25 protein-coding genes are annotated in these 21,315 nt (G+C 28.1%); 23 read left to right on the top strand and 2 right to left on the bottom strand.

Going from position 1 to position 21,315, the window contains the following annotated elements:
• The first annotated feature begins 155 nt into the window (after window positions 1-155).
• Window positions 156-806 carry a hypothetical protein gene (locus tag I4V51_RS17675; RefSeq protein ID WP_195989753.1) on the top strand — a complete coding sequence of 217 codons (651 nt, stop codon included), beginning with the start codon at window positions 156-158 and terminating at the stop codon, window positions 804-806.
• Between the two features lie 66 nt (window positions 807-872).
• Here I4V51_RS17675 and pflB read toward each other — a convergent pair whose 3' ends face one another.
• Both pflB and I4V51_RS17665 read right to left on the bottom strand, forming a co-directional pair.
• Complete coding sequence (gene pflB / locus I4V51_RS17670) at window positions 873-3,104, bottom strand: formate C-acetyltransferase (protein ID WP_195989755.1); 2,232 nt, start codon at window positions 3,102-3,104, stop codon at window positions 873-875.
• A gap of 413 nt (window positions 3,105-3,517) precedes the next feature.
• Entirely contained in the window at window positions 3,518-3,700 is a 183-nt protein-coding gene (locus I4V51_RS17665; protein WP_195989752.1) for an alpha/beta-type small acid-soluble spore protein, read from the bottom strand.
• A gap of 435 nt (window positions 3,701-4,135) precedes the next feature.
• On the opposite strand from I4V51_RS17665, the gene hisZ reads away from it, so the two are divergent.
• The 22 genes from hisZ to I4V51_RS17555 form a co-directional block, all read left to right on the top strand.
• Complete coding sequence (gene hisZ / locus I4V51_RS17660; RefSeq protein WP_195989751.1) at window positions 4,136-5,248, top strand: ATP phosphoribosyltransferase regulatory subunit; 1,113 nt, start codon at window positions 4,136-4,138, stop codon at window positions 5,246-5,248.
• Between the two features lie 16 nt (window positions 5,249-5,264).
• Window positions 5,265-5,891, top strand: a complete 627-nt coding sequence (hisG, locus tag I4V51_RS17655) for an ATP phosphoribosyltransferase (RefSeq protein ID WP_347708671.1) — start codon at window positions 5,265-5,267, stop codon at window positions 5,889-5,891.
• A 34-nt stretch (window positions 5,892-5,925) separates the two neighbouring features.
• The gene (hisD, locus tag I4V51_RS17650) at window positions 5,926-7,221 is read left to right on the top strand and encodes a histidinol dehydrogenase (protein WP_195989750.1); all 1,296 of its coding nucleotides are present in this window, start codon (window positions 5,926-5,928) and stop codon (window positions 7,219-7,221) included.
• The gene (gene hisC / locus I4V51_RS17645) at window positions 7,205-8,260 is read left to right on the top strand and encodes a histidinol-phosphate transaminase (RefSeq protein WP_195989749.1); all 1,056 of its coding nucleotides are present in this window, start codon (window positions 7,205-7,207) and stop codon (window positions 8,258-8,260) included. Before hisD ends, hisC begins: the two co-directional genes overlap by 17 nt.
• The gene (gene hisB, locus I4V51_RS17640) at window positions 8,254-8,838 is read left to right on the top strand and encodes an imidazoleglycerol-phosphate dehydratase HisB (RefSeq protein WP_347708672.1); all 585 of its coding nucleotides are present in this window, start codon (window positions 8,254-8,256) and stop codon (window positions 8,836-8,838) included. Before hisC ends, hisB begins: the two co-directional genes overlap by 7 nt.
• Window positions 8,839-8,875: 37 nt before the next feature.
• Window positions 8,876-9,490 carry an imidazole glycerol phosphate synthase subunit HisH gene (gene hisH / locus I4V51_RS17635; RefSeq protein WP_195989747.1) on the top strand — a complete coding sequence of 205 codons (615 nt, stop codon included), beginning with the start codon at window positions 8,876-8,878 and terminating at the stop codon, window positions 9,488-9,490.
• Window positions 9,487-10,200, top strand: coding sequence for a 1-(5-phosphoribosyl)-5-[(5-phosphoribosylamino)methylideneamino]imidazole-4-carboxamide isomerase (hisA, locus tag I4V51_RS17630; protein WP_195989746.1), 714 nt, complete (start codon window positions 9,487-9,489; stop codon window positions 10,198-10,200). Before hisH ends, hisA begins: the two co-directional genes overlap by 4 nt.
• A 35-nt stretch (window positions 10,201-10,235) precedes the next feature.
• Window positions 10,236-11,000 (top strand): imidazole glycerol phosphate synthase subunit HisF, encoded by a 765-nt coding sequence (hisF, locus tag I4V51_RS17625; protein ID WP_195989745.1) that lies wholly within the window; start codon window positions 10,236-10,238, stop codon window positions 10,998-11,000.
• Window positions 11,001-11,016: 16 nt separating this feature from the next.
• The gene (gene hisI / locus I4V51_RS17620) at window positions 11,017-11,355 is read left to right on the top strand and encodes a phosphoribosyl-AMP cyclohydrolase (RefSeq protein WP_195989744.1); all 339 of its coding nucleotides are present in this window, start codon (window positions 11,017-11,019) and stop codon (window positions 11,353-11,355) included.
• 1 nt (window position 11,356) lies between these two features.
• Window positions 11,357-11,677, top strand: coding sequence for a phosphoribosyl-ATP diphosphatase (hisE, locus tag I4V51_RS17615; protein WP_195989743.1), 321 nt, complete (start codon window positions 11,357-11,359; stop codon window positions 11,675-11,677).
• Between the two features lie 165 nt (window positions 11,678-11,842).
• On the top strand, window positions 11,843-12,499 hold the full coding sequence (locus tag I4V51_RS17610) for an HAD family hydrolase (RefSeq protein ID WP_195989742.1): 657 nt from the start codon (window positions 11,843-11,845) through the stop codon (window positions 12,497-12,499).
• Window positions 12,500-12,651: 152 nt separating this feature from the next.
• On the top strand, window positions 12,652-13,083 hold the full coding sequence (locus tag I4V51_RS17605; protein ID WP_195989741.1) for an Rrf2 family transcriptional regulator: 432 nt from the start codon (window positions 12,652-12,654) through the stop codon (window positions 13,081-13,083).
• Between the two features lie 71 nt (window positions 13,084-13,154).
• Window positions 13,155-14,531, top strand: coding sequence for a cation:dicarboxylase symporter family transporter (locus tag I4V51_RS17600; protein WP_195989740.1), 1,377 nt, complete (start codon window positions 13,155-13,157; stop codon window positions 14,529-14,531).
• Between the two features lie 388 nt (window positions 14,532-14,919).
• Window positions 14,920-17,130 carry a stage V sporulation protein D gene (locus I4V51_RS17595; RefSeq protein WP_195989739.1) on the top strand — a complete coding sequence of 737 codons (2,211 nt, stop codon included), beginning with the start codon at window positions 14,920-14,922 and terminating at the stop codon, window positions 17,128-17,130.
• A gap of 24 nt (window positions 17,131-17,154) precedes the next feature.
• Window positions 17,155-18,348: a putative lipid II flippase FtsW gene (gene ftsW / locus I4V51_RS17590; protein ID WP_195989738.1), complete on the top strand. Its 1,194-nt coding sequence runs from the start codon at window positions 17,155-17,157 to the stop codon at window positions 18,346-18,348.
• 124 nt (window positions 18,349-18,472) lie between these two features.
• Window positions 18,473-18,922 (top strand): DUF2975 domain-containing protein, encoded by a 450-nt coding sequence (locus I4V51_RS17585; protein ID WP_195989737.1) that lies wholly within the window; start codon window positions 18,473-18,475, stop codon window positions 18,920-18,922.
• 13 nt (window positions 18,923-18,935) lie between these two features.
• Window positions 18,936-19,148 (top strand): helix-turn-helix transcriptional regulator, encoded by a 213-nt coding sequence (locus I4V51_RS17580; RefSeq protein WP_195989736.1) that lies wholly within the window; start codon window positions 18,936-18,938, stop codon window positions 19,146-19,148.
• Window positions 19,149-19,191: 43 nt separating this feature from the next.
• On the top strand, window positions 19,192-19,680 hold the full coding sequence (locus tag I4V51_RS17575) for a hypothetical protein (protein ID WP_195989735.1): 489 nt from the start codon (window positions 19,192-19,194) through the stop codon (window positions 19,678-19,680).
• A 40-nt stretch (window positions 19,681-19,720) separates the two neighbouring features.
• Entirely contained in the window at window positions 19,721-19,918 is a 198-nt protein-coding gene (locus I4V51_RS17570; RefSeq protein ID WP_195989734.1) for a DUF3955 domain-containing protein, read from the top strand.
• A 135-nt stretch (window positions 19,919-20,053) separates the two neighbouring features.
• A complete protein-coding gene (locus I4V51_RS17565; protein ID WP_195989733.1) occupies window positions 20,054-20,575 on the top strand; it encodes a hypothetical protein in 522 nt (173 codons plus the stop codon).
• A gap of 31 nt (window positions 20,576-20,606) precedes the next feature.
• A complete protein-coding gene (locus I4V51_RS17560) occupies window positions 20,607-20,990 on the top strand; it encodes a DUF5412 family protein (protein ID WP_195989732.1) in 384 nt (127 codons plus the stop codon).
• Between the two features lie 28 nt (window positions 20,991-21,018).
• A partial coding sequence (locus I4V51_RS17555; RefSeq protein WP_195989731.1) for a hypothetical protein occupies window positions 21,019-21,315 on the top strand: 297 nt, incomplete at its 3' end.

Here is a 21,315-nt window from a genome sequence, read left to right as displayed (position 1 = left end):
TTCTTCCCATAATAAAATGCTCCCTCTATAGTTACAGTTTTATTATTTAAACTGTCTACTATAAAGGGAGCATATCAAATAGTAGAACCTTTTTTTATAACAAATTTCAAAAAAAAACATACTATATATAAAGAGTAGAAGTTAGAGGATATAGTATGAATGAAGGAGAAGAAAAAAGAAAAATAACAAATATAGATAATACTAGAGTTATACAAGAAAGAATTGTTACAGGAAAAGGTATGGGGGAGTTTTATATAGAAGTTGATTTTGAATTTAGAGATTATCCATTTTGGAAAATAGAGTCATCTAGTACAACAGTAGATGTATATAAAACAATTATTATTGCTGATAATAAGGTTTTGTTTAATTCGTGGGTTTATAAAAGTGTAGTATATGAAACTATAGATAGTGGATTAGGATTGATAGATGAAAAAGGAATTGTAACTTTAAATGGAGAATTAAAACATAAAACAAAGAGAATACCCCTTAATGGTATTATAGATATAAGTCCTATTAAAGAGAATGATAATATTATTTCAAATAAAGATTTAGTTAAAATTATAAACGCATATGTTTCTGCAGAAATAGAAGAAGAAGAAATAGAAGAGCCAATTAGAAATAAAATGATTAATTATAGATTTTATAATAAGGTAAGATATCCATATGAAGAACAAAAAAATAATAATATTAATATTTTTGAAATAAGTAGTAAACCAATTAAGAGTTACAGGAAGTTAAATGTAAATATGATAATAAAAATAGAGGTAAAAACTGTTAGAATAGAGGAAGTTACAATAAACATATAATTTTTATGATAATAAAATAAGAGCTTATTGCAAATGCAATAAGCTCTATTTATTATTATAAACAAATTACATTGATTTGTGGAATGTTCTGTTTATAACGTCTAATTGTTGTTCTCTTGTTAATTTAATGAAGTTAACAGCATATCCAGAAACTCTGATAGTTAATTGTGGATATTCTTCTGGGTGTTCCATAGCATCTAATAAAGTTTCTCTATTAAATACATTTACGTTTAAGTGTTGAGCACCTTGTGAGAAGTATCCATCCATCATAGTACCTAAGTTGTGGATTCTGTTTTCAGGTGTTTTTCCTAATGCATCTGGAACGATTGAGAATGTATTAGAAACACCATCTTGTGAATGTTCGTAAGGTATCTTAGCAACAGAGTTTAATGATGCTAATGATCCGCTACAGTCTCTTCCGTGCATTGGGTTAGCTCCTGGTGCAAATGGTTCTCCAGCTTTTCTTCCACATGGAGTAGTACCAGTCTTCTTACCGTAAACAACGTTTGAAGTGATTGTTAATACTGATTGAGTATGGTAAGCATTTCTGTAAGTCTTGTTTTGTCTGATCTTATTCATCATGTTTTCAACTAACCAAGCAGCAATTTCGTCAACTCTATCATCGTCGTTTCCGTATTTAGGGAAGTCACCTTCAACTTCGAAGTCGATAGCAACACCTTCTTCATTTCTTATTGGCTTAACTTTAGCGTATTTGATTGCAGAAATAGAGTCAGCACAAACTGATAAACCAGCTATACCACAAGCCATTGTTCTGAATACGTCTCTATCATGTAAAGCCATTTGTAATTTTTCATAAGAATATTTATCATGCATGTAGTGGATAACATTTAATGTATTAACGTAAAGGTTAGCTAACCAATCAGTCATAACATCGAATCTTTCCATTACTTCATTGTAATCTAAGTATTCACTAGTTAATGGAGCAGTCTTAGGTCCAACTTGCATTCCGTACTTTTCATCTTTACCACCGTTTATAGCGTAAAGTAAAGTCTTAGCTAAGTTAACTCTAGCACCGAAGAATTGCATTTGCTTACCAACTCTCATTGCAGATACACAACAAGCGATAGCATAGTCATCTCCCCAGTATGGAGCCATTAAATCATCATTTTCGTATTGAACTGAAGATGTATCAATAGAAACCTTAGAACAGAAATCTTTAAATCCTTGAGGTAATCTAGTTGACCATAAAACAGTTAAGTTTGGTTCTGGTGATGGCCCTAAAGTATATAATGTGTTAAGTACTCTGAATGAGTTCTTAGTAACTAAAGTTCTACCATCTAATCCCATACCACCAATTGATTCAGTAACCCAAGTAGGATCTCCTGAGAATAAATCGTTGTACTCTGGAGTTCTTAAGAATTTAACTAATCTTAACTTCATTACAAAGTGATCCATTAATTCTTGAGCTTCTTCTTCAGTTATAACACCATTTTTTAAATCTCTTTCAATGTAGATATCTAAGAAAGTAGAAGTTCTTCCTAGAGACATAGCAGCACCGTTTTGGTCTTTAATAGCTCCTAAGAATCCAAAGTATAACCATTGGATAGCTTCTTTAGCGTTTTTAGCTGGACCAGATATATCAAATCCATAGCTAGCAGCTAGTCCTTTTAATTCTTTTAATGCAACGATTTGATCAGATAATTCTTCTCTTAATCTGATTACATCTTCATCTATAGTTTTAACTTCTAAAGATAATTTTTGAGCGTTTTTATCTTCAATTAATCTATCAACACCATATAAAGCAACTCTTCTATAGTCACCTATGATTCTTCCTCTACCGTAAGCATCTGGAAGACCAGTGATAACACCAGATTTTCTAGCTAATCTCATTTCTGAAGTATAAGCATCGAAAACACCTTGGTTATGAGTCTTTCTATATTTGCTGAATATTTCAGAAATTCTTGGGCTTACTTCATATCCATAAGCTTTAGCAGCATTTTCAGCCATTCTGATACCACCGTATGGCATTACAGCTCTCTTTAATGGAGCATCAGTTTGTACACCAACGATTTTTTCGAAAGCTTGGTCAATATAACCTGCGTTATATTCGTTGATTCCAGATATAGTTTCTGTATCTACATCTAAAACTCCACCATTTTCTCTTTCTTTCTTGAATAATTCACTAACTTCTTCCCAAAGTTTAGTTGTAGCTTCAGTAGCTCCAGCTAAGAAACTATCATCACCTTCGTAAGCAGTGTAGTTAGTTTGAATAAAGTTTCTTACGTCAACACTTTTTGTCCATGAACCTGTTTTGAAATCATTCCATTCTTCTCTCATCATAGCGCCTCTTTTCTTAAAATTATTACATAAGTAATGTCATTTAATGTTAAAAAATAATAATTAAGTAATAATTATTATTAATTAACAATGGCATATTTAAACTATATCACTAAAATTTGAAATTTTCAAGCATTAAATAGAAAATTTTTAGTAGAAATTTATAGTGATTTAAGTCCTTAAATATAATAACATAGTATTAATTGATAATCAAAGGGTATGACAAGAAAATAGGGTAAGATATTGTAGAAAAACAATATTATTATTGATAAAATACAAAAAAATAGTAAATATGAAATAAGGATAGTTAAAAAATTAACAATTATATATATTGATTTTTATAAATTTTATAAAAAATGCATAATAAGAAGAAACTTTAATTAAAAGTTTCTTCTTATTTTTAATATTTAATTTTATTTTATGCCTTGTTCGTATTGTTGAACCATTCTTTTAACCATTTCGCCACCAACACTACCGCATTGTTTTGAAGTAAGATTTCCATTGTAATCTGTAAAAGGAACTCCCATCTCATTTGCTACTTCAGTCTTAAATTTTGATAAACCATTTTTTGCTTCAGGTACTAATTTTTGTGCCATATAAAGTCCCTCCTAAATTTATAATTTTATTTTTGTAAAGCATGTATTTACTTTACACTATTATATTGTGCAAAATAGTTTTTAATAACCTATAAAAAAGAAGGTAAACAAGCTAAAAAGACACTTATTTTCAAAAAATAGGAAAAATATATATATAAATAGTGATGATAATATTCTACATTTAAATTATCCGTATTATATATTCAATCTAGTGAATTTAAATAAAATATGATAAAGCTAAAGAAGATAAACAATACAATAAAATAAGGTTTGATATAAGAAAGTATCAATTAAAATCAATAATAAAAAACAAATAGATAATAAAATAAAGTTTATAATAAAATTTTGGTAATAAAATACAAAGCAGTATGATAAAATAATAATTGACAAATAAAACCAAAGAGAGTATATTAATATTAACTTTAATACTTTAATTTGCTAAAGGAGGGGGTTCGAATTAAGAATATAGTACCTGAGGGAACTAGAGATTTTACAATAGATGAATGTAAAAAAAGAAATGAAATTATTAAAATTATAACAATGGTATTTGAAAAGTGGGGATATGAAGAAATTTCAACACCAACTGTAGAATATTATGAAACTTTTAAACATAAAACTCAAAATTTAAGAGAAGAAGAGATGTATAAATTTTTTGATAAAAAAGGAAGAATCTTAGTCTTAAGACCTGATATGACAGTGCCTGTAGCAAGGCTGATAAATACTAAATTAAAGGATATGAATTTACCTTTAAAGCTTTTCTATAAGGCAAATGTATTTAGAGTACATGAAAGTTTAGAAGGAAAAAGAAATGAATATTTAGATTGTGGTATTGAGTTAATAGGTGGAGAAGGAGAAGAAATAGATTTAGAGGTATTAATAACAGCATTAGAAGTGTTAAAGTCTTTAAAAACAAAGGAAAGTTTTAAATTAGAAATAGGTAATGTAAATATCTTAAAATCCGCTATTAATTCAATGGATTTATCAAAAAATCACAAAGAAAATATAATTGAACTTATTAATAAAAAGAGTTTGATAAATTTAAAGTGTTATTTAGAAAATCTAGAAATAAAAGAGGAGTATAAAGAGTTTTTAACGACTTTACCATGGATTTTTGGTGGATGTGAAATGATTGAAAAAGCTAAAAAAATAGCATTTAATGATGAAATTAAAGAAAATATATTATATTTAGAGAAGTTATTTTTAAACTTAGTGGGATTAGGATATGAGAAGTATATATCACTAGATATGAGCATGGTTCCTAGATTAAATTATTATTCAGGTGTTATTTTTAAAGGACATGTTAATGGAATTGGATCAACAGTATTAAGAGGAGGGAGATATGATGAGTTATTAGAGAATTTTGGAAGAAAAGTTTCAGCAATAGGATTTTCTGTTGATGTGAATTTATTAATTAATTCTTGTAATTACAATGAAAATATTAAGAAGAAAAATATAATTGTAAATAAGAATGATTATTTAACGGTATTGAAGAATGCCATAAAGGAAACAAGAAATAATGAATATATAGATATTAAATATAAAGAATAAAAGTAGGTGATTTAATGTGATTAGTATAGCACTTACAAAAGGTAGAATTGAAAAAGATGCAATGAAAATATTTGAAGAAGCAGGATTTGGAGTTGATGAATTAAAGGATAAAGGAAGAAAGCTAGTTTTTAAAGATACTAAAGAAGATATTAAATATTTTTTAGTAAAAGCTAATGATGCTGTAACTTATGTAGAGCATGGAGCCGCGGACTTAGCTATAGTAGGAAAAGATACAATATTAGAAAAGGGAGAAAACTACTATGAAATTTTAGATTTAGGTATTGGAAAATGTAAGTTCATAGTTGCAACATTGCCAGATGCTAATATATTTAATCGAATAGGTCATATAAAAATAGGAAGCAAATATCCAAACGTTTCTAAAAAATATTTTGAAGGTAAAGGAATGGATGTTGAAATAATTAAAATTGAAGGTTCAGTAGAGCTTGCACCTATCTTGGGGATAAGTGAAGGAATAGTAGATATAATGGAAACAGGAACAACATTAAAAGAAAATGGATTAGTTGTTGTTGACGAAGTATGTGATATAAGTTCAAGGATTATAGTTAATAAATCTAGCTTTAAATTAAAAAGAAATGAAATAAATGAAATTGTAGATAGAATTAGAGCAATATGCAATAAATAGTGTTTTTATATAGAAGTAAAGGGGGCAATTCAATATGATAGACATAATTGAATTAAATAATAAGTATATCAGTGATGTTGTATCAAGTATAAAAAAGAGAAGTAATACTTTAAATATAAGAAAAAATGTGGAAGAGATAATTGAAAATGTAAAGTCTTCTGGGGATAAGGCTTTAAGGAGATATACTTTGGATTTTGATAAAGTGTATTTAGAGAATTTTAAAATTGACGAAGAGGAAATAGAAAAGGATTTTATTGAAGGAAATAAGGCTTTTATTGATATATTAGAGGAAAGTATTAAAAATATAACGAAATATCATGAAAAACAAAAAAAGACAAGCTATATATATCAAAAAGAGTTTGGAGTATATATGGGACAAAGATTAATTCCAGTAGATAGTGTAGCTATATATGTACCGGGAGGAAAAGCAGCTTATCCATCATCCGTATTAATGAATGCTATTCCAGCAAAGGTTGCAGGTGTAGAAAAGATAGTATTAGTTACACCACCCAACAAAAGTGGACATGTTAATAAAAATATATTAATTGCTGCAAAGTTATGTGGAATAAGTACTGTTTATATGTTAGGAGGAGCACAGGCAATAGCAGCATTAACCTATGGTACAGAAAGCATAGATAGTGTATCAATGATAGTTGGGCCTGGAAATGCCTTTGTAGCAGAGGCAAAAAGGCAAGTATATGGAGATGTTGGAATTGATATGGTGGCTGGGCCAAGTGAAATTTTAATTATTGCAGATGAAAAAGCTAATGCTAAATATATTGCTGCAGACTTAATGTCTCAAGCAGAGCATGATGAATTAGCTTCTTCAATTTTAGTAACAACTTCTAAAGAAATAGCTGAAAAAGTAAATAATGAAATTAAATTGCAAATTGAAAAAATGAGCAGAAAAAAGATAATAGAAAGTTCTTTTAGGAATTTTGGTAAAATAGTAATTTGTAGTTCTATAAATGAAGCTATTGACTTTGCAAATTTAATAGCACCAGAGCATTTAGAACTATTAGTAGATAAACCTATGGAATATTTAGAGGAGGTAAAAAATGCAGGCTCTATATTTATAGGAGAATATACTCCAGAACCTATAGGTGATTATTTCGGAGGAACTAATCATGTGTTACCAACAGGAGGGACAGCAAGGTTTTCGTCACCTCTATCAGTAGATACATTTATTAAAAAGTCATCATTCCTATATTATTCACAAAAGGCATTAAAAAGAGACGGAGAAAAAATAATTAGATTTGCTAATGAAGAAGGTTTAACTGCTCATGCAAATTCAATAAGGGTAAGATTAGAAAATGAAGAAAATAAATAGTTATAGCAAGGTAGTGAATAAAGATATAGGAATAAGAGTAAATGCAAATGAAAGCTATAAAAATATAAGTGATTACGAATTAAGAGATATAGCTGAAGAGATAGGTAATATTAAATTTAATAGATATCCAGATAATGAGTGTAATGAATTAAAAGAGGTATATGGAAAAGTTATAGGAGTAAATAAGGAAAACTTAATTGTGGGAAATGGATCTGATGAAATGATTTCTCTAATTATAAGCTCACAAATTACTAGAAGAAAAGTTGTGTTAACAATAGATCCAGATTTTTCAATGTATGATTTTTATACATCTGTTAGTGATGGAGTAATAAAAAAATATAGTACGGAACAGGATGGAACTTTTTCTGTAAATAAGTTGATTAACTTTGGTAAAAGATTATCTCCGAAGTTAATTATATTTTCAAATCCCAACAATCCAACAGGCCATGTAATAAGCAATGAAGATATATTATATATATTAGATTCATTTAAAGAAAGTTTAGTTGTAGTAGATGAAGCATACTATGAGTTTTATGGACAAAGTATGATTTCATATATAGAAAAGTATAAAAACTTAGTTGTAACTAGAACTTTATCCAAAGCATGGGGATTAGCTGCTTTAAGAGTTGGTTTCTTAATTGCTAATGAGGATTTGATAGAAGAATTAAGTAAAAGTAAAGTTCCATATAATTTAAATACAATTTCACAAGTTATTGCTGCTAATGTATTAAGACATCCAGAGAAAATTCTTGCAAATGTAGAAGAAGTAGTTTATGAAAGGGAAAGGTTATATAAAAATTTAAAAAATATAGAGGAAAGATGTAATAAAAAAATAATGTTTTATAAATCTAAAGCAAATTTTATTTTTGGAAGATCTGTTATTAAAGAAGAGGTAAAAAGATTACTAGATAATAATGGCATATTAATCAGATATTTTCAGGATGATAGTTTTAGAATAACAGTTGGATCACCATTAGAAAATGATTTAGTAGTTAATGTTATAGAAAGTGTAGTATTGAGTAGTGAGGAGGTATTTTAATGAGAACATCACAAATTAAAAGAGAGACAAAGGAAACTAATATAAACTTAAGTATTAATTTGGATGGTGATGGAATTAATAATATTAAAACTGAAATAGGTTTTTTCAATCATATGTTAGAATTAATATCATTTCATGGTGATATAGATATTGATTTAGAAGCTAGGGGAGATTTAGAAGTATGTGATCACCACTTAGTTGAAGATACTGCAATATGTATAGGGAAATGTATAAAGGTGGCATTGGGTGATAAAAGAGGGATAAAGAGGTATAGCACAGTTTTTATTCCTATGGATGAATCTTTAGTAATGGTTTCTATAGATATTAGTGGAAGAGAATATTTACATTTTGAAGCAGATTTTAAACGTGAAAGCATAGGGAGTTTTTCTATAGAAATGGTTCAAGAGTTTTTTAGAGCGCTTGCATTTAATTCAGAAATAACTCTTCATATAAAAGTTTTATATGGAGAAAATGATCATCATAAAATTGAGGGTATTTTTAAAGCCTTTGCCAAAGCTTTAAAAGAGGCTATTAAAATAGAAACAAATGAAATACCATCATCAAAGGGGTGTATATAGTTAGTAAAAGAAAACCTGTTAGGAGTTGAATATTAAGATGATTGTTATTGTAGATTACGGCATGGGAAATTTAAAAAATGTTTATAATGCATTAAAGTATTTAAATATCCCGTCTAAGATATCACACCAAGTAACCGAAATAAAAAATGCAGAAAAATTAATTCTACCAGGGGTTGGGGCATTTAATAGAGCAATGTATAACATTAATAGTATGGGACTTACAGAGGTAATAAGTGAAAAAGTTAATAATGGAACACCATTATTAGGAATATGTTTAGGCATGCAAATGATATTTAAAAAGGGTTACGAAAACGGAGAATGTGATGGATTAGGGTTTATAGATGGAGAGGTTGAATTATTAAAACCAAAGGAAAATGTAAAAATACCACATATAGGATGGAATAAGCTAGAGTGTAATAGAGAAAATAATTTACTTAATGGAGTGTCAGAAAATAAATTTGTATATTACGTTCATAGCTATGCAGCAAGTCATGTAAAGGATGAAAATTTAATAGGATTTTCAAACTATGGTGGTATTAAGGTACCTTCAATTGTTTGTAAGGATAATGTTTATGGAACGCAGTTTCATCCGGAAAAGAGTGGTGAAGTAGGACTTAAAATACTTAAGAATTTTGGGGAGGTAATAAAATGATTGTAATACCGGCAATAGATATTATTGGAGGAAAGGCTGTTAGACTATATCAGGGTGATTATAAGAAGAAAGAAGTTGTTGGAAATGATATACTTCATATAGCAAAAGAGTTTGAAAAAAATGGAGCAACGTATATACATTTAGTGGACTTAGACGGAGCAAAGAAAGGAAAATTAGTAAATAAAAAAATAATAGTTAACTTAGCTAAAGAGCTTAGTATTCCAATTGAAGTAGGTGGAGGAATTAGAAACTATGATGAGGTTGATGAATTAATTAATAGTGGAGTTAGTAGAGTTATTTTAGGTACAGCCGCTTTAGAGGATGAAGAGTTTGTGGCAGGATTAGTAAGAGATTTTGGAGAAAAGATTGCGGTTGGGGTTGATTGTAAGAAGGGATATATATGTACTAAGGGATGGATTGAAGAAAGTAATGTTCATTATATAGATTTTTGTGTAAGGATGGAAAAGATAGGGGTTAAAAATGTAATTTTAACTGACATAAGTAAGGATGGAACTCTAGAAGGTACTAACATATCTATGGTGAAACAGCTTAAAAAATATGTATCAATAAATATTACAGCATCAGGTGGAGTAAGAGATTATTATGATATTAAAAAGCTAAATGATTTAGATATATATGGTGTAATTATAGGAAAGGCATTATATTCAGGAAATATTGAGATGAAAAGAATTGTAGAATTATGTAGTTAAATAGAGTGAAATATCTATGAATAAGGGGGGATGATATGCATACGAAAAGAATTATACCTTGTTTGGATGTAAGAAATGGAAGTGTTGTTAAGGGTGTAAATTTTATAGGTATTAAAGAAATTGGAGATCCAGTACAATTAGGTGAATATTATTACAAGCAGGGAGCAGATGAGCTTGTTTTCTTAGATATAACGGCAACTCATGAAGGGAGAGGAATAATGGAGAAAGTAGTAGAGAGAGTTGCTGAAAAAATATTTATACCATTTACAGTTGGAGGTGGAATAAGTAGCATTGATGATATAAGAAGAATTCTTAGAGCTGGAGCAGATAAAGTAAGTTTAAATTCTGCTGCAGTAAAAAATAAAAATCTTATAAGTGAAGGTGCTACATACTTTGGAAGTCAATGTATAGTATTAGCAGTTGATGTTAAAAGAAGAATTGATAATTCAGGGTGGAATGTATTTGTAAATGGAGGAAGAATAGATACAGGCATGGATGCCTTAGAATGGATAAAAGAAGGAGTTAAACTTGGTGCTGGTGAAATATTACTTACTTCTATGGATGCAGATGGAACTAAGGATGGATTTGATATTGAATTAACTAAAAAGGTAAATGATATTATAAATGTACCAGTGATAGCATCAGGTGGGTGTGGAGGTCTAGGAGATTTTAAAAATATATTAAAAGATGGAAGAGCAGATGCAGCATTAGCAGCATCATTATTTCATTATAATGAACTTACAATAAATGAAGTTAAGAAATATCTAAAAGAAAAAAATATAGCAGTTAGAACAATATAAATATTTGGAGGGGATCATGGGAAGTGAATTAAAGGATAATAAAATTGTATTAGATTTTAAAAAGGGACAAGGACTTATACCTACCATAATTCAAGATTACTATAGTAGCGAAGTATTAATGCTTGCATATATGACAAAGGAAAGCTTTGAACTGACAAAAACAACAAAGCAAACTTGGTTTTATAGTAGAAGCAGAAATGAATTATGGAATAAAGGTGCTATATCAGGGAATTTTCAAGAAATAAAAGAAATTTGGTGCGATTGTGATAAGGATACATTATTAATAAAGGTAAAACAAAATGGTGTGGCTTGTCATACAGGTGAAAGAAGTTGCTTTTTTAGGAGGATTGGATAGGATGGTATTAGATGAATTGTATGAAATAGTAAAGAATAGAAAAAATAGTGAAGAAGAAGGTTCTTATACTAAGTATTTATTAAAAAATGGAACCGATAAGATATTAAAAAAGGTTGGAGAAGAATGCACAGAGGTAATTATTGCGGCTAAAGGAAATGATAAAAATGAAATAATTAATGAAATTTGTGACTTATCATATCATATATTAGTATTAATGGCAGATAAAAATATTAATATGGAAGAAGTTAAAAATGAGTTAATTGTCAGAAGAAATAAGATTAACAATTTTAAAGGTGAAAGAAAAGAAATAAAGCAAATATAGATATGGAAGCACAATATAGTAGATTATTAATAGTTATAACATAAGCCAATGATATTAAAAGTATTATTGGCTTATGTTATAATAAATTTGTTACAAGTGTTATTTTGTAATTTAGTTATATAGAAAATTATTTTAATATAAAAGTATAGTATGGGAGAAGAAGAAATGATTAAAGCAGTAATATTTGATTTAGATGGAACATTATTAGATACATTGGAAGATTTAGCTAATGCGTGTAATTTTGCATTAAGAAGGTGCGGATATAAAGATCATCAAGTTAAAGACTATGTAAAGTTTGTTGGTAGTGGAAGATATATATTAATACAACGTATATTACCTGAAGAATGCAAAGAGAATAAAGAAGTAATAAATAAAGTTTTATCATTGTTTGATGAATATTATGGTGAGCACATGCTTGATAATACGAAGCCTTATGAAGGAATTAATGATATGATTCAATGTTTAAAAGAAAAAGAGATAAAATTAGCTGTTGTATCTAATAAACCTGATGAATTTGCAGGAGATGTAGTGAAAAAATATTTTGGAGATGACTTTGAAATTACATATGGACAAAGGCCAAATCATGCTGTAAAACCTGATCCGAGAACAGTTTATGAAGTAATTGATTATTTAAAAGTAAATAGAAATGAATGTCTATATGTAGGAGATTCTGATGTTGATATGAACACAGCTACCAATGCAGGCGTTGAATCAGTAGGAGTTGCATGGGGCTTTAGAGGTGCAGAGGAATTAAAAAGAGCTGGTGCCGATTATATAATTCAAAAACCAAGTGAATTACTAGATATATTAAATAGTAAATAATAAAATAAGTTTTTAGCAAAATAGATATATAGGATAATTCTTATATATCTATTTTGTTTTATTATATATATTGACAATAGAATAAAAAAGATATATTATTAACACAATACCGATAGGAATAGTAGGGAAAAGAAAAGGAGGTAGGTGAGATTATGAAAATTTCGACTAAGGGAAGATATGGAATTAGAGCTTTAATTGATTTAGTAGTTAATTCAGAATGTGGAAGTGTAACTTTAAAAGCTATATCAGAACGTCAAGAAATATCAGAAAGGTATTTAGAACAAATATTTTCATTGCTTAGAAAGTCAGGTTTGATAATAGGAAGAAAGGGTGCTCAAGGAGGATATATTTTATCAAAAAATCCGAATGAAATTACAGTAGGAGAAGTTTTAAGAGCATTAGAAGGTGAATCTCTTCTTATAGATATAAATGAAGATGAAGAGAATTGTATGGAGAGATTTGTAAATAAAATTATTTGGAGTGAAATAAATAATAAGATAAATGATTATTTTGATTCTATAACATTAGAGTATATTGTTGATGAATACAGAAAAGAAAAAGAAGAAATTATATATTATATCTAATTTTAACTAGTATAAGAAATGAATTTAATGTAATATATACATAGATATATATCAATATATAGGAGGATAGTATGAATAGTACTTTTTTATCAAATTTTATAATGATAACAAACTTTAAGACAATAGCATTTATTATTATTCTTGTAGCTATATTATTTGGAGTAAATATTATGGCTAAGAAGAAAATAAAATTTTCTACTAGAATGATAGTTTCTACTATTTCAGGTTTAGTTTTAGGGTTAATAATTCAATTAGTAGCAGGATTTCCTAATAATCCAGGTGAGGTTCAATGGATTAGTGAAGTTAATAAGTGGTATGGACTTGTTGGATATGGATTTATGGATTTATTAAAGATGCTTGTAGTACCTTTAATATTTGTATCTATTATCAGAGTTATTATTAATATGAAAGATGGAGAAAATCTTGGAAAGCTAACAACTAGGTCAATTTTTATATTATTAGGAACAACTACTATTGCAGCTATTGTTGCTATTATAGTAGGAAACTTATTTAAATTAGGAGTTTCAGCTAATGTTGTTGAAAGTACAAATGAAATAAGAGAAATAACACCAGTAGTAGATACTTTAAGAGGATTGCTTCCATCAAATCCAGTGTCTGCAATGGCAGAAGGAAATGTAGTTGCAGTAGTAATCTTTGCTGCATTTATTGGAAATTCTATGAAAATATTAAATAAAAAGTATAGTGATGTAATTAAGCCAGTAACTGATTTAGTTAATGCTTCTTATAAAATAATTACTAGTATTGCAATGACTGTTATAAAATTAATGCCATATGCAGTAGTAGCATTACTTGCAAATACAATAGCAGGTAGAGGATTAGCTGCTATAAAGGAAGTTATTGGATTTATAGTAGCTCTATATGTAAGTATTATTATTGTGTTTATCATACATTTGGTAATTATTGCATTTTTAGGTATTAATCCAATTAAATATGTAAAAAAGGTTATGGAGCCATTAATTTTAGCCTTTACATCTCGTTCAAGTTTAGGTACATTACCAGTTACAATAGAAACATTAACTGACGGAGTTGGGGTAGATAATGGAATAGCATCATTTGTAGGAAGCTTAGGTTCAAATATGGGAATGAATGGATGTGCAGCCATTTATCCAGCATTAATGGCTGTAACATTAGCAAATATGTCAGGAACAACAATGGATATAAGTTTCTATGGAATGCTTATAGTAATAATTGTAATTGGTTCATTAGGAATAGCAGGATTACCAGGAAGTGCTACTATGGCAGTTTCAGTGGCTATATCAGGTATGGGAATGGGAGCGTACTTCCCGTTAGCTGGAGGAATAATAGCAATTGATCCTATATTAGATATGGGACGTACAATGTTAAATGTTAATGGTACAATGGTTACTGCAGTAGCTGTTGGTAAGACTTTTAACAAGATAGATAAAGAGAAGTTAAATGCAAAATAATATATAAAAAAAGTAGTCAAGTACACTAGAATAATTAGATGTATTTGGCTACTTTTTCTAGTTTGTGAAAATAAAATCAACTGCTTGTAAGGAATTATAGTAAAAGTAAGAGGAAATACATTCTTGTATGTGAAATTTATATAAAATTTTATCAGAAATTAGATAATATTTAGTGTTAGTGACTTTTGATATACAGAAAAATATAGTAAAATATAATTTATGTAAGATATTAGATCTTTAATAAGATTTTTTAAACAGATTAGTTTCAAATTAATATATCCAATGAAAATTAATTAGCTGTTTGGACATTGTTATCTCCCAGCTAAAAAGAGATACTAGTGTTAAAGCGGCTAGTAAGTAGATAAATACTATGATAGGAGATAAAAAAATGACATATAAAAAGAAAAAATATAAAAAGAAAAAAAAGACAGTTGGATATAAAAGTAGATTATTTATTGTTTCAGTTTTGGTATTTAGTTTATTGGCTTTTCTTATATTGAGATTAGCATGGCTAACTTTGGTAAGTGGACGAGAATTAGAGGCAAAGGCAAATTCAGAGTGGCAAAAGGAAATTAGTGTAACAGCTACTAGAGGGGATATATTAGATAGAAACGGTTCTGTATTAGTGTCTTCAGCAAATGTTTATAGAATAGACTTTGATTTAGATTCTGTTAGAAATCACATAAAAGAAAAGAAAATAACTATGAATGATATTGCAGTTGAAATTTCAAATGTAACAGGTGTAGAAGTTGAAGAAGTTCTTAAAGCATTAAATAAAAAAAATTCAGATGGAAGTGATGCCAGTTATTCACCTTTAGTTAGAGGTGTTACTAAGGCTGTAGCAGATAGTGCAGATGATTTAGGTATATATGGACTTATAGTTTCTAGAGATGTAAAGAGATATTATCCTAATGAAAATTTCTTAGCAAGTGCATTAGGGGGAATTAATTCAGAAGGAACAGGGTTAACTGGTATAGAATTACAATATGATGATTATTTAGCTGGAATTGCAGGTATGAAAATAGGCGCTTATGACAGCTGGGGAAATAGATTGCCTTTTGACACATATAAATTTACTCCACCTATAGATGGGAGTGATATCATATCAACAGTAGATGAAAATTTACAGTATATAGCAGAAAAAGTTGCACAGAAGGGGTTAGAAGAACATAATGCTAAAGGTGTTCATGTACTTATTATGGACCCAAATAATGGTGAGATATTAGCTATGGTAAATAAGCCGGATTATGATCCAAATGATCCATATTCAGGCTATGAAATTTTCGATGGAGAAACAGATAATGATAAGATACAAAATATGTGGAGAAATTGGTTAGTAAGTGATACTTTTGAACCAGGATCAACATTTAAAACAGTAACAATGGTTGCAGCCTTAGAAGAAGGTTTAGTTAGCGATAATGAAACATTTACTTGTAATGGTGGAGTGAAGTTTGGAAATACAACAGTTCATTGTTGGAAAAGAGATGGACATGGAACGCAAACATTAGGTGAGGTTTTAAAGAACTCTTGTAATGTTGGTATGATGGAGATAGGAGAGAGACTTGGAATTGATAAGTTAAATGAATATATATATAAGTTAGGATTTGGTAAAACAACAGGTATTGATTTGCCAGGTGAAGCATCTGGAATAGTGAAATCATCTGATACAGTTTCTGCTATTGATTTAGCAACAATATCATTTGGACAAACTAATACAGTTACAACACTACAACTTATGGCTGCTTTCAATGCTATAGCAAATGGGGGAGATCTTATACAGCCACATATTGTTAAAGAAATTTCTCATGAAGATGAAAGTGGAAATAGAGTAATTGATGAAACAATAAAACCTACGACAAAGAAAGATGTATTGTCTGACAGTAGTACAGCATTACTTAGAAGCTATTTAGAAAGAACCGTGACTAAGGATGGACCAGATGGATCCTTTGTACAGGGGTATAATGTTGGTGGGAAAACAGGAACAGCTCAAAAGGTTGATCCTGCAACAGGAACTTATTCAACGGATAAATATATATCTTCAATGGTTGCTTTAGCACCTGTAGAAAATCCACAGATAACAGTATTTATAGCTGTAGATGAACCAAGTAATGGTTCTTATTATGGAGGAGAAGTAGCAGCACCATTAATGAAGGAATTATTTGAAGAAGTATTTAAATATATGGATTCACCACTTGCTAAAGAGAGATTTTCAATTTATAAAAATGTAATAATTCCTGACGTAAGAGGAAAATCTATTGAAGAAGCAAAGGAAATATTAAAAGAAAATGATTTAGAGGCTGAAGTTAAAGGAAACGGTAAAACTATTGTATCTATGGATTCTTATCCAGGTTCAACAGTAAAAGAAGGAACTACTATTTCTATTACAGCGAAAGATAATGGACAAGTAGGGAAAGAAATAATAATGCCAGATCTTAAAGGTAGTACGAAAGAGTTTGCAGCTTCTATTTTAGATAACCTTGGATTGGAATATGAATTTGAAGGAGAAGGAATTGTTTATTCTCAAAGTATAACTAGTGGAAATAAGATTGTAAAAGGAACAAAAGTTACAATTACTTTAAAAAAGGAATTTGAATATTAAATATTGTATACTGGAGAAGATAATATGAATAGTAATACAAAGAAATTAAAAAAAGGAAAGAGTAAGAAAAAATTCAAACGAAAAAAAAAGCTAAACTCTGTTAATCCATATATACTCTATTCTGTATTAGCACTTGTTGCAATAGGAATAATTATGGTATTTTCAGCTAGTTATTATGATGCATTATATAAGCATAAAGATGTATTCTATTTTTTAAAGAAGGAACTTACTTGGGTTCCGGTTGGAATTGCGGCTTTAATAGGAATGATGTTAATAGATTATCATGTATGGAAAAAGTTTACAATTCCTGCTTATGCTGTTACCATAGTTGCTTTAGTAGCTGTACTTTTGGTTGGTAGTAATATTAATGGAGCTACACGTTGGTTAAATATTGCAGGAGTTTCATTTCAGCCATCAGAACTTGCTAAATATGTTATAGTATTTTTCTTAGCAATGATTATTGACAAGTATGGAAAGGTTGGAAAGAATTGGAAAATACCTTTGGTTTATTTGAGCTCTGCTGTTATATTTGCTGGATTAGTATATAAAGAAAATAACTTGAGTATTGCATCAATTATAATGTTTGTTGCTTTTATAATGATTTTTGTATCAGGTATGAGTTTTAAAGAAGCATTTTCATTAATAGGAATTGGTACGGTAGCTGGAACTATAGGGATTTTTACTTCAGATTATAGAACAGAAAGATTTGTTAGTTTCTTAGATCCGTGGAAATATGCTAATGATGAGGGGTATCAGTTAATACATTCTCTTTATGCTTTAGGTTCGGGTGGATTATTTGGTGTAGGTTTAGGAAATTCAAAACAAAAGGCTTTATATATGCCAGAACCTCATAATGATTTTATATTTGCAATAATAGGTGAAGAATTAGGGCTTATAGGCTGTATTTTTGTAATTGCTATTTTTGTAGTGTTAATAGTAGCTGGGATAAAGGTCGCTTCTAAAGCTAAAGATAGGTATGGTAAGCTTCTAGCAACAGGAATAATATCAGTAATTGCAGTTCAAGCTATAATTAATATTGCGGTTGTTACTGGTAGTATGCCAGTTACGGGAGTACCTTTACCTTTCATAAGTTATGGAGGTACATCTTTAGTATTTAATATGGCTGCTATGGGGGTTTTGCTTAATATTTCAAGACAATGTAAAAATACTAAAGATGAAATTGAAGAAAAAATAATAAAAAGTAAAATGAATATTTAATAAAGAGGTTACGAAAGTAGCCTCTTTTATTGTTTATAAAACAATAATAATTTATTGAAAAACAATAAATTGTTATTGACTTAATATAAGATAATAATATAAAATATCAATGAGGTGATTATATATGAAAAATAATATATTTAGAAAAATGTTATATATAATATCGGTTTTATCCGTTTGTATTGCAGTTATTGGAGGGATAAGCATACCATGGATTACTAAACTATATTATTTAAATTTTACAAATTTAGAGGTGCCAAGATTTATGAGTACTTTTTTATTTATAACAGCAATACCATTTATTCTTTTATTGATTGAAGTTATGAAGTTGTCTAAAAGTTTACTTAATGACACATATTTGAATAAAGAAACATTAAAAAGATTAAAAAGATTAAGCATTTATTCTTTAATTGAATTTTTTATTTACTTAGCAAATATTATATTTATGTATCGTAACTTAGTATTTGTTGTGGTTACTGTTGCTACATTAATGGTATTCATGATTACGTCGGTAATTAGAGAACTTATAGTAAAGGGAATAGAGCTAAAAGAAGAAAATGATTTAACTATTTAAGGAGATAAGCTAAATGATTATTGTAAATTTAGATGTTATGATGGCAAAAAGAAAAATGAGTGCGACAGAACTTTCAGAGAAAGTAGGAATAACTATGGCTAATCTTTCGATTCTTAAAAATAATAAGGCTAAAGCAATTAGATTTTCTACTTTAGATGCTATTTGCAAGGCTTTAGACTGTCAGCCAGGTGATATTTTAGAGTATAGAAGTGATGAGGATAAGTAATAAGCTTTAAATAATATTATAATATTTGGGGGGAGAAGGTATTATGAGAAGGGTTATAATGGTCATTTTAACTACTATTATTACTGCAATGTTGTTTATAAGTTGCAGTAATATAGCTAATATTAAAAGTACAGATTTAAATAACATATTTATTGATAATTTAAATATAGGAAGTTCAATTAAAAAGATAAATTTAAATAAGTATACTGAAAGTAACACATTTTTAGGGGATTATATGTGCAAATTTGAAGAGATAATAATTGATTCAAAGAACAATAAGATTAATTATTTGTTTGGAAAATTTGATGAAAATAGAACAGTTATTTCTGTAAATGATAAAAGAAATTTAAATTATATAAATGAAATAAAACAAATACTAGGAGATAATTACAAAGAAAAATGGAAAGATAGAGAACAAAATTTAAAGGAGTATATTTATTTTGATAAAATTAATAATATAAAAGCTGAATTTGTATATGTAAGCTTTGATGAAAGCTTAGTTTGGATTATTTTATCTAAAATAAATAGTTAATAAGAATTATAAAAAGGTAATTAGGTAAGGAGATAAGCATATGAAAAAGTATTTAATAAGTATAGTTCCGCTAGGAATTGGGATTTTATGTTTTATATTATCAGGAGTAATAGGAAGTGAAGTATTAGCAGATGGGACATTAAAAGAGCCATTCTTTTTAATACCTATAGGATATTTATTTTTAGCAATAGGAATAATTTTAGGTATTATTGTTTTAGTTAAGAGAAGGAAAATGTGAAAAATAAGAAATAATTATAAGTTTATTATAAATAGTTTTATAATAGTAATTTTAAGTACGGTATCAGTTTATTTATTTGTAGAATTTAAATTATTACAAATGAATTTTGAAATATATGAGCTATGGATTAATACTGTGTTATTTACAACTTTAATTATAATGATATTTACAGTTTTGTTTATTATATTCTTAATAAGAATATTGTTTAAAAAGAAGAATTGTTATAGTAAATTAGTGGGTATAGTAGGTGTAATCACAGTTATTATGATAATATCATCAATAATAATAACAAAAGAACAAAATAGGTATTATAATATAATTAATATGAATTGGAATTTGGATTTACCAAGAAATTGTGAAGAGATTTATTATAAAGATGATGGCAAAAGTTTTAATGGTGATGGAGAAAGATATTCTATATTTAAATATGAAAATTTAGATGAAATTATTAATACAATAGAGTGGCAAGAGAAAAATAGTAGTATAGGAATTAATATGATAAGTATATTGAGAAAGCTAGAAATAGCAGAAAAGTATTATCCAGATTTTAAGATTAATTTTAAATGCTATCATTATGAGCAAGAAGATAACTCTAAAATATATGTAATTTTAGATACTAATTTAAATAAGATTTATATTGTAGAGGATATATTTTGAGAATGAGATTATTGTAAATATGGGGGAATATATGAGTGAAGATAATAAAAAAATAAGAAATATTAAAATTCAATCTGCTATAGCATTTATAATGGTTTTACTTATATTAGCTATATTAATAGGAGGAATAATATTTTTAAAGGAGTCTTTTGCTCCTAGTAAAGAGTTAATATCAAGAACTGAATCAAGCGATGGAAAATATAAAATAGAGGCTTATCGTATAGATGGAGGAGCAACAGTTGATTGGGCAGTGAGGTGTTATTTAAAAGGGGGAAAAATAGTGGGTAAAAAGCTTATATATAATGAATATCATGTTGATAGTGCATCATTAGTTTGGATTGATAATGATACTATTTGGATAAATGGACATGAAATAGATTTACCATATGGGAAATATGATTTTAGAGAAAATTAAATTAATGCTGACAACAAGGGGATATGACATGGCAGAATATAGGAATTTAAGAGATATAAGGGTAATGCCAATTATTTTAATATTTTTAAATCTATTTGGTATATTAATATTTTATTTTAAACAAGCCGGTTTAAGTTATGAATGGTTATATTTAATTAATGAAGTAGAAATAATTGATATAGGATCATTTTTGTTATTATTTATATTTTTTTTAATTATTACTAATTTAAAAGTTAATGCTTCTGAAGAGGTAACTAATTTTATAAATAGAAAATTAAATTATATGAATTATTTAAATATAATTTATTTAATAATAGTTATGTTA

It is taken from the genome of Clostridium sp. D53t1_180928_C8, from assembly GCF_015667795.1.
Classification (GTDB): Bacteria; Bacillota; Clostridia; order Clostridiales; family Clostridiaceae; genus Clostridium.
This window is presented reverse-complemented; position numbering and strand designations above follow the sequence as displayed.

Excerpts from the sequence above, each read along its gene's own strand:
- I4V51_RS17665 (WP_195989752.1), bottom strand. The coding sequence starts at position 3,700 with ATGGCACAAAAATTAGTACCTGAAGCAAAAAATGGTTTATCAAAATTT.
- hisE (WP_195989743.1), top strand. The coding sequence starts at position 11,357 with ATGGTATTAGATGAATTGTATGAAATAGTAAAGAATAGAAAAAATAGT.
- ftsW (WP_195989738.1), top strand. The coding sequence starts at position 17,155 with ATGAATAGTAATACAAAGAAATTAAAAAAAGGAAAGAGTAAGAAAAAA.
- I4V51_RS17600 (WP_195989740.1), top strand. The coding sequence starts at position 13,155 with ATGAATAGTACTTTTTTATCAAATTTTATAATGATAACAAACTTTAAG.
- I4V51_RS17675 (WP_195989753.1), top strand. The coding sequence starts at position 156 with ATGAATGAAGGAGAAGAAAAAAGAAAAATAACAAATATAGATAATACT.
- I4V51_RS17575 (WP_195989735.1), top strand. The coding sequence starts at position 19,192 with ATGAGAAGGGTTATAATGGTCATTTTAACTACTATTATTACTGCAATG.
- I4V51_RS17580 (WP_195989736.1), top strand. The coding sequence starts at position 18,936 with ATGATTATTGTAAATTTAGATGTTATGATGGCAAAAAGAAAAATGAGT.
- hisH (WP_195989747.1), top strand. The coding sequence starts at position 8,876 with ATGATTGTTATTGTAGATTACGGCATGGGAAATTTAAAAAATGTTTAT.
- hisA (WP_195989746.1), top strand. The coding sequence starts at position 9,487 with ATGATTGTAATACCGGCAATAGATATTATTGGAGGAAAGGCTGTTAGA.
- I4V51_RS17570 (WP_195989734.1), top strand. The coding sequence starts at position 19,721 with ATGAAAAAGTATTTAATAAGTATAGTTCCGCTAGGAATTGGGATTTTA.
- hisI (WP_195989744.1), top strand. The coding sequence starts at position 11,017 with ATGGGAAGTGAATTAAAGGATAATAAAATTGTATTAGATTTTAAAAAG.
- hisD (WP_195989750.1), top strand. The coding sequence starts at position 5,926 with ATGATAGACATAATTGAATTAAATAATAAGTATATCAGTGATGTTGTA.
- I4V51_RS17560 (WP_195989732.1), top strand. The coding sequence starts at position 20,607 with ATGAGTGAAGATAATAAAAAAATAAGAAATATTAAAATTCAATCTGCT.
- pflB (WP_195989755.1), bottom strand. The coding sequence starts at position 3,104 with ATGAGAGAAGAATGGAATGATTTCAAAACAGGTTCATGGACAAAAAGT.
- hisF (WP_195989745.1), top strand. The coding sequence starts at position 10,236 with ATGCATACGAAAAGAATTATACCTTGTTTGGATGTAAGAAATGGAAGT.
- I4V51_RS17585 (WP_195989737.1), top strand. The coding sequence starts at position 18,473 with ATGAAAAATAATATATTTAGAAAAATGTTATATATAATATCGGTTTTA.
- hisC (WP_195989749.1), top strand. The coding sequence starts at position 7,205 with ATGAAGAAAATAAATAGTTATAGCAAGGTAGTGAATAAAGATATAGGA.
- I4V51_RS17610 (WP_195989742.1), top strand. The coding sequence starts at position 11,843 with ATGATTAAAGCAGTAATATTTGATTTAGATGGAACATTATTAGATACA.
- I4V51_RS17595 (WP_195989739.1), top strand. The coding sequence starts at position 14,920 with ATGACATATAAAAAGAAAAAATATAAAAAGAAAAAAAAGACAGTTGGA.
- I4V51_RS17605 (WP_195989741.1), top strand. The coding sequence starts at position 12,652 with ATGAAAATTTCGACTAAGGGAAGATATGGAATTAGAGCTTTAATTGAT.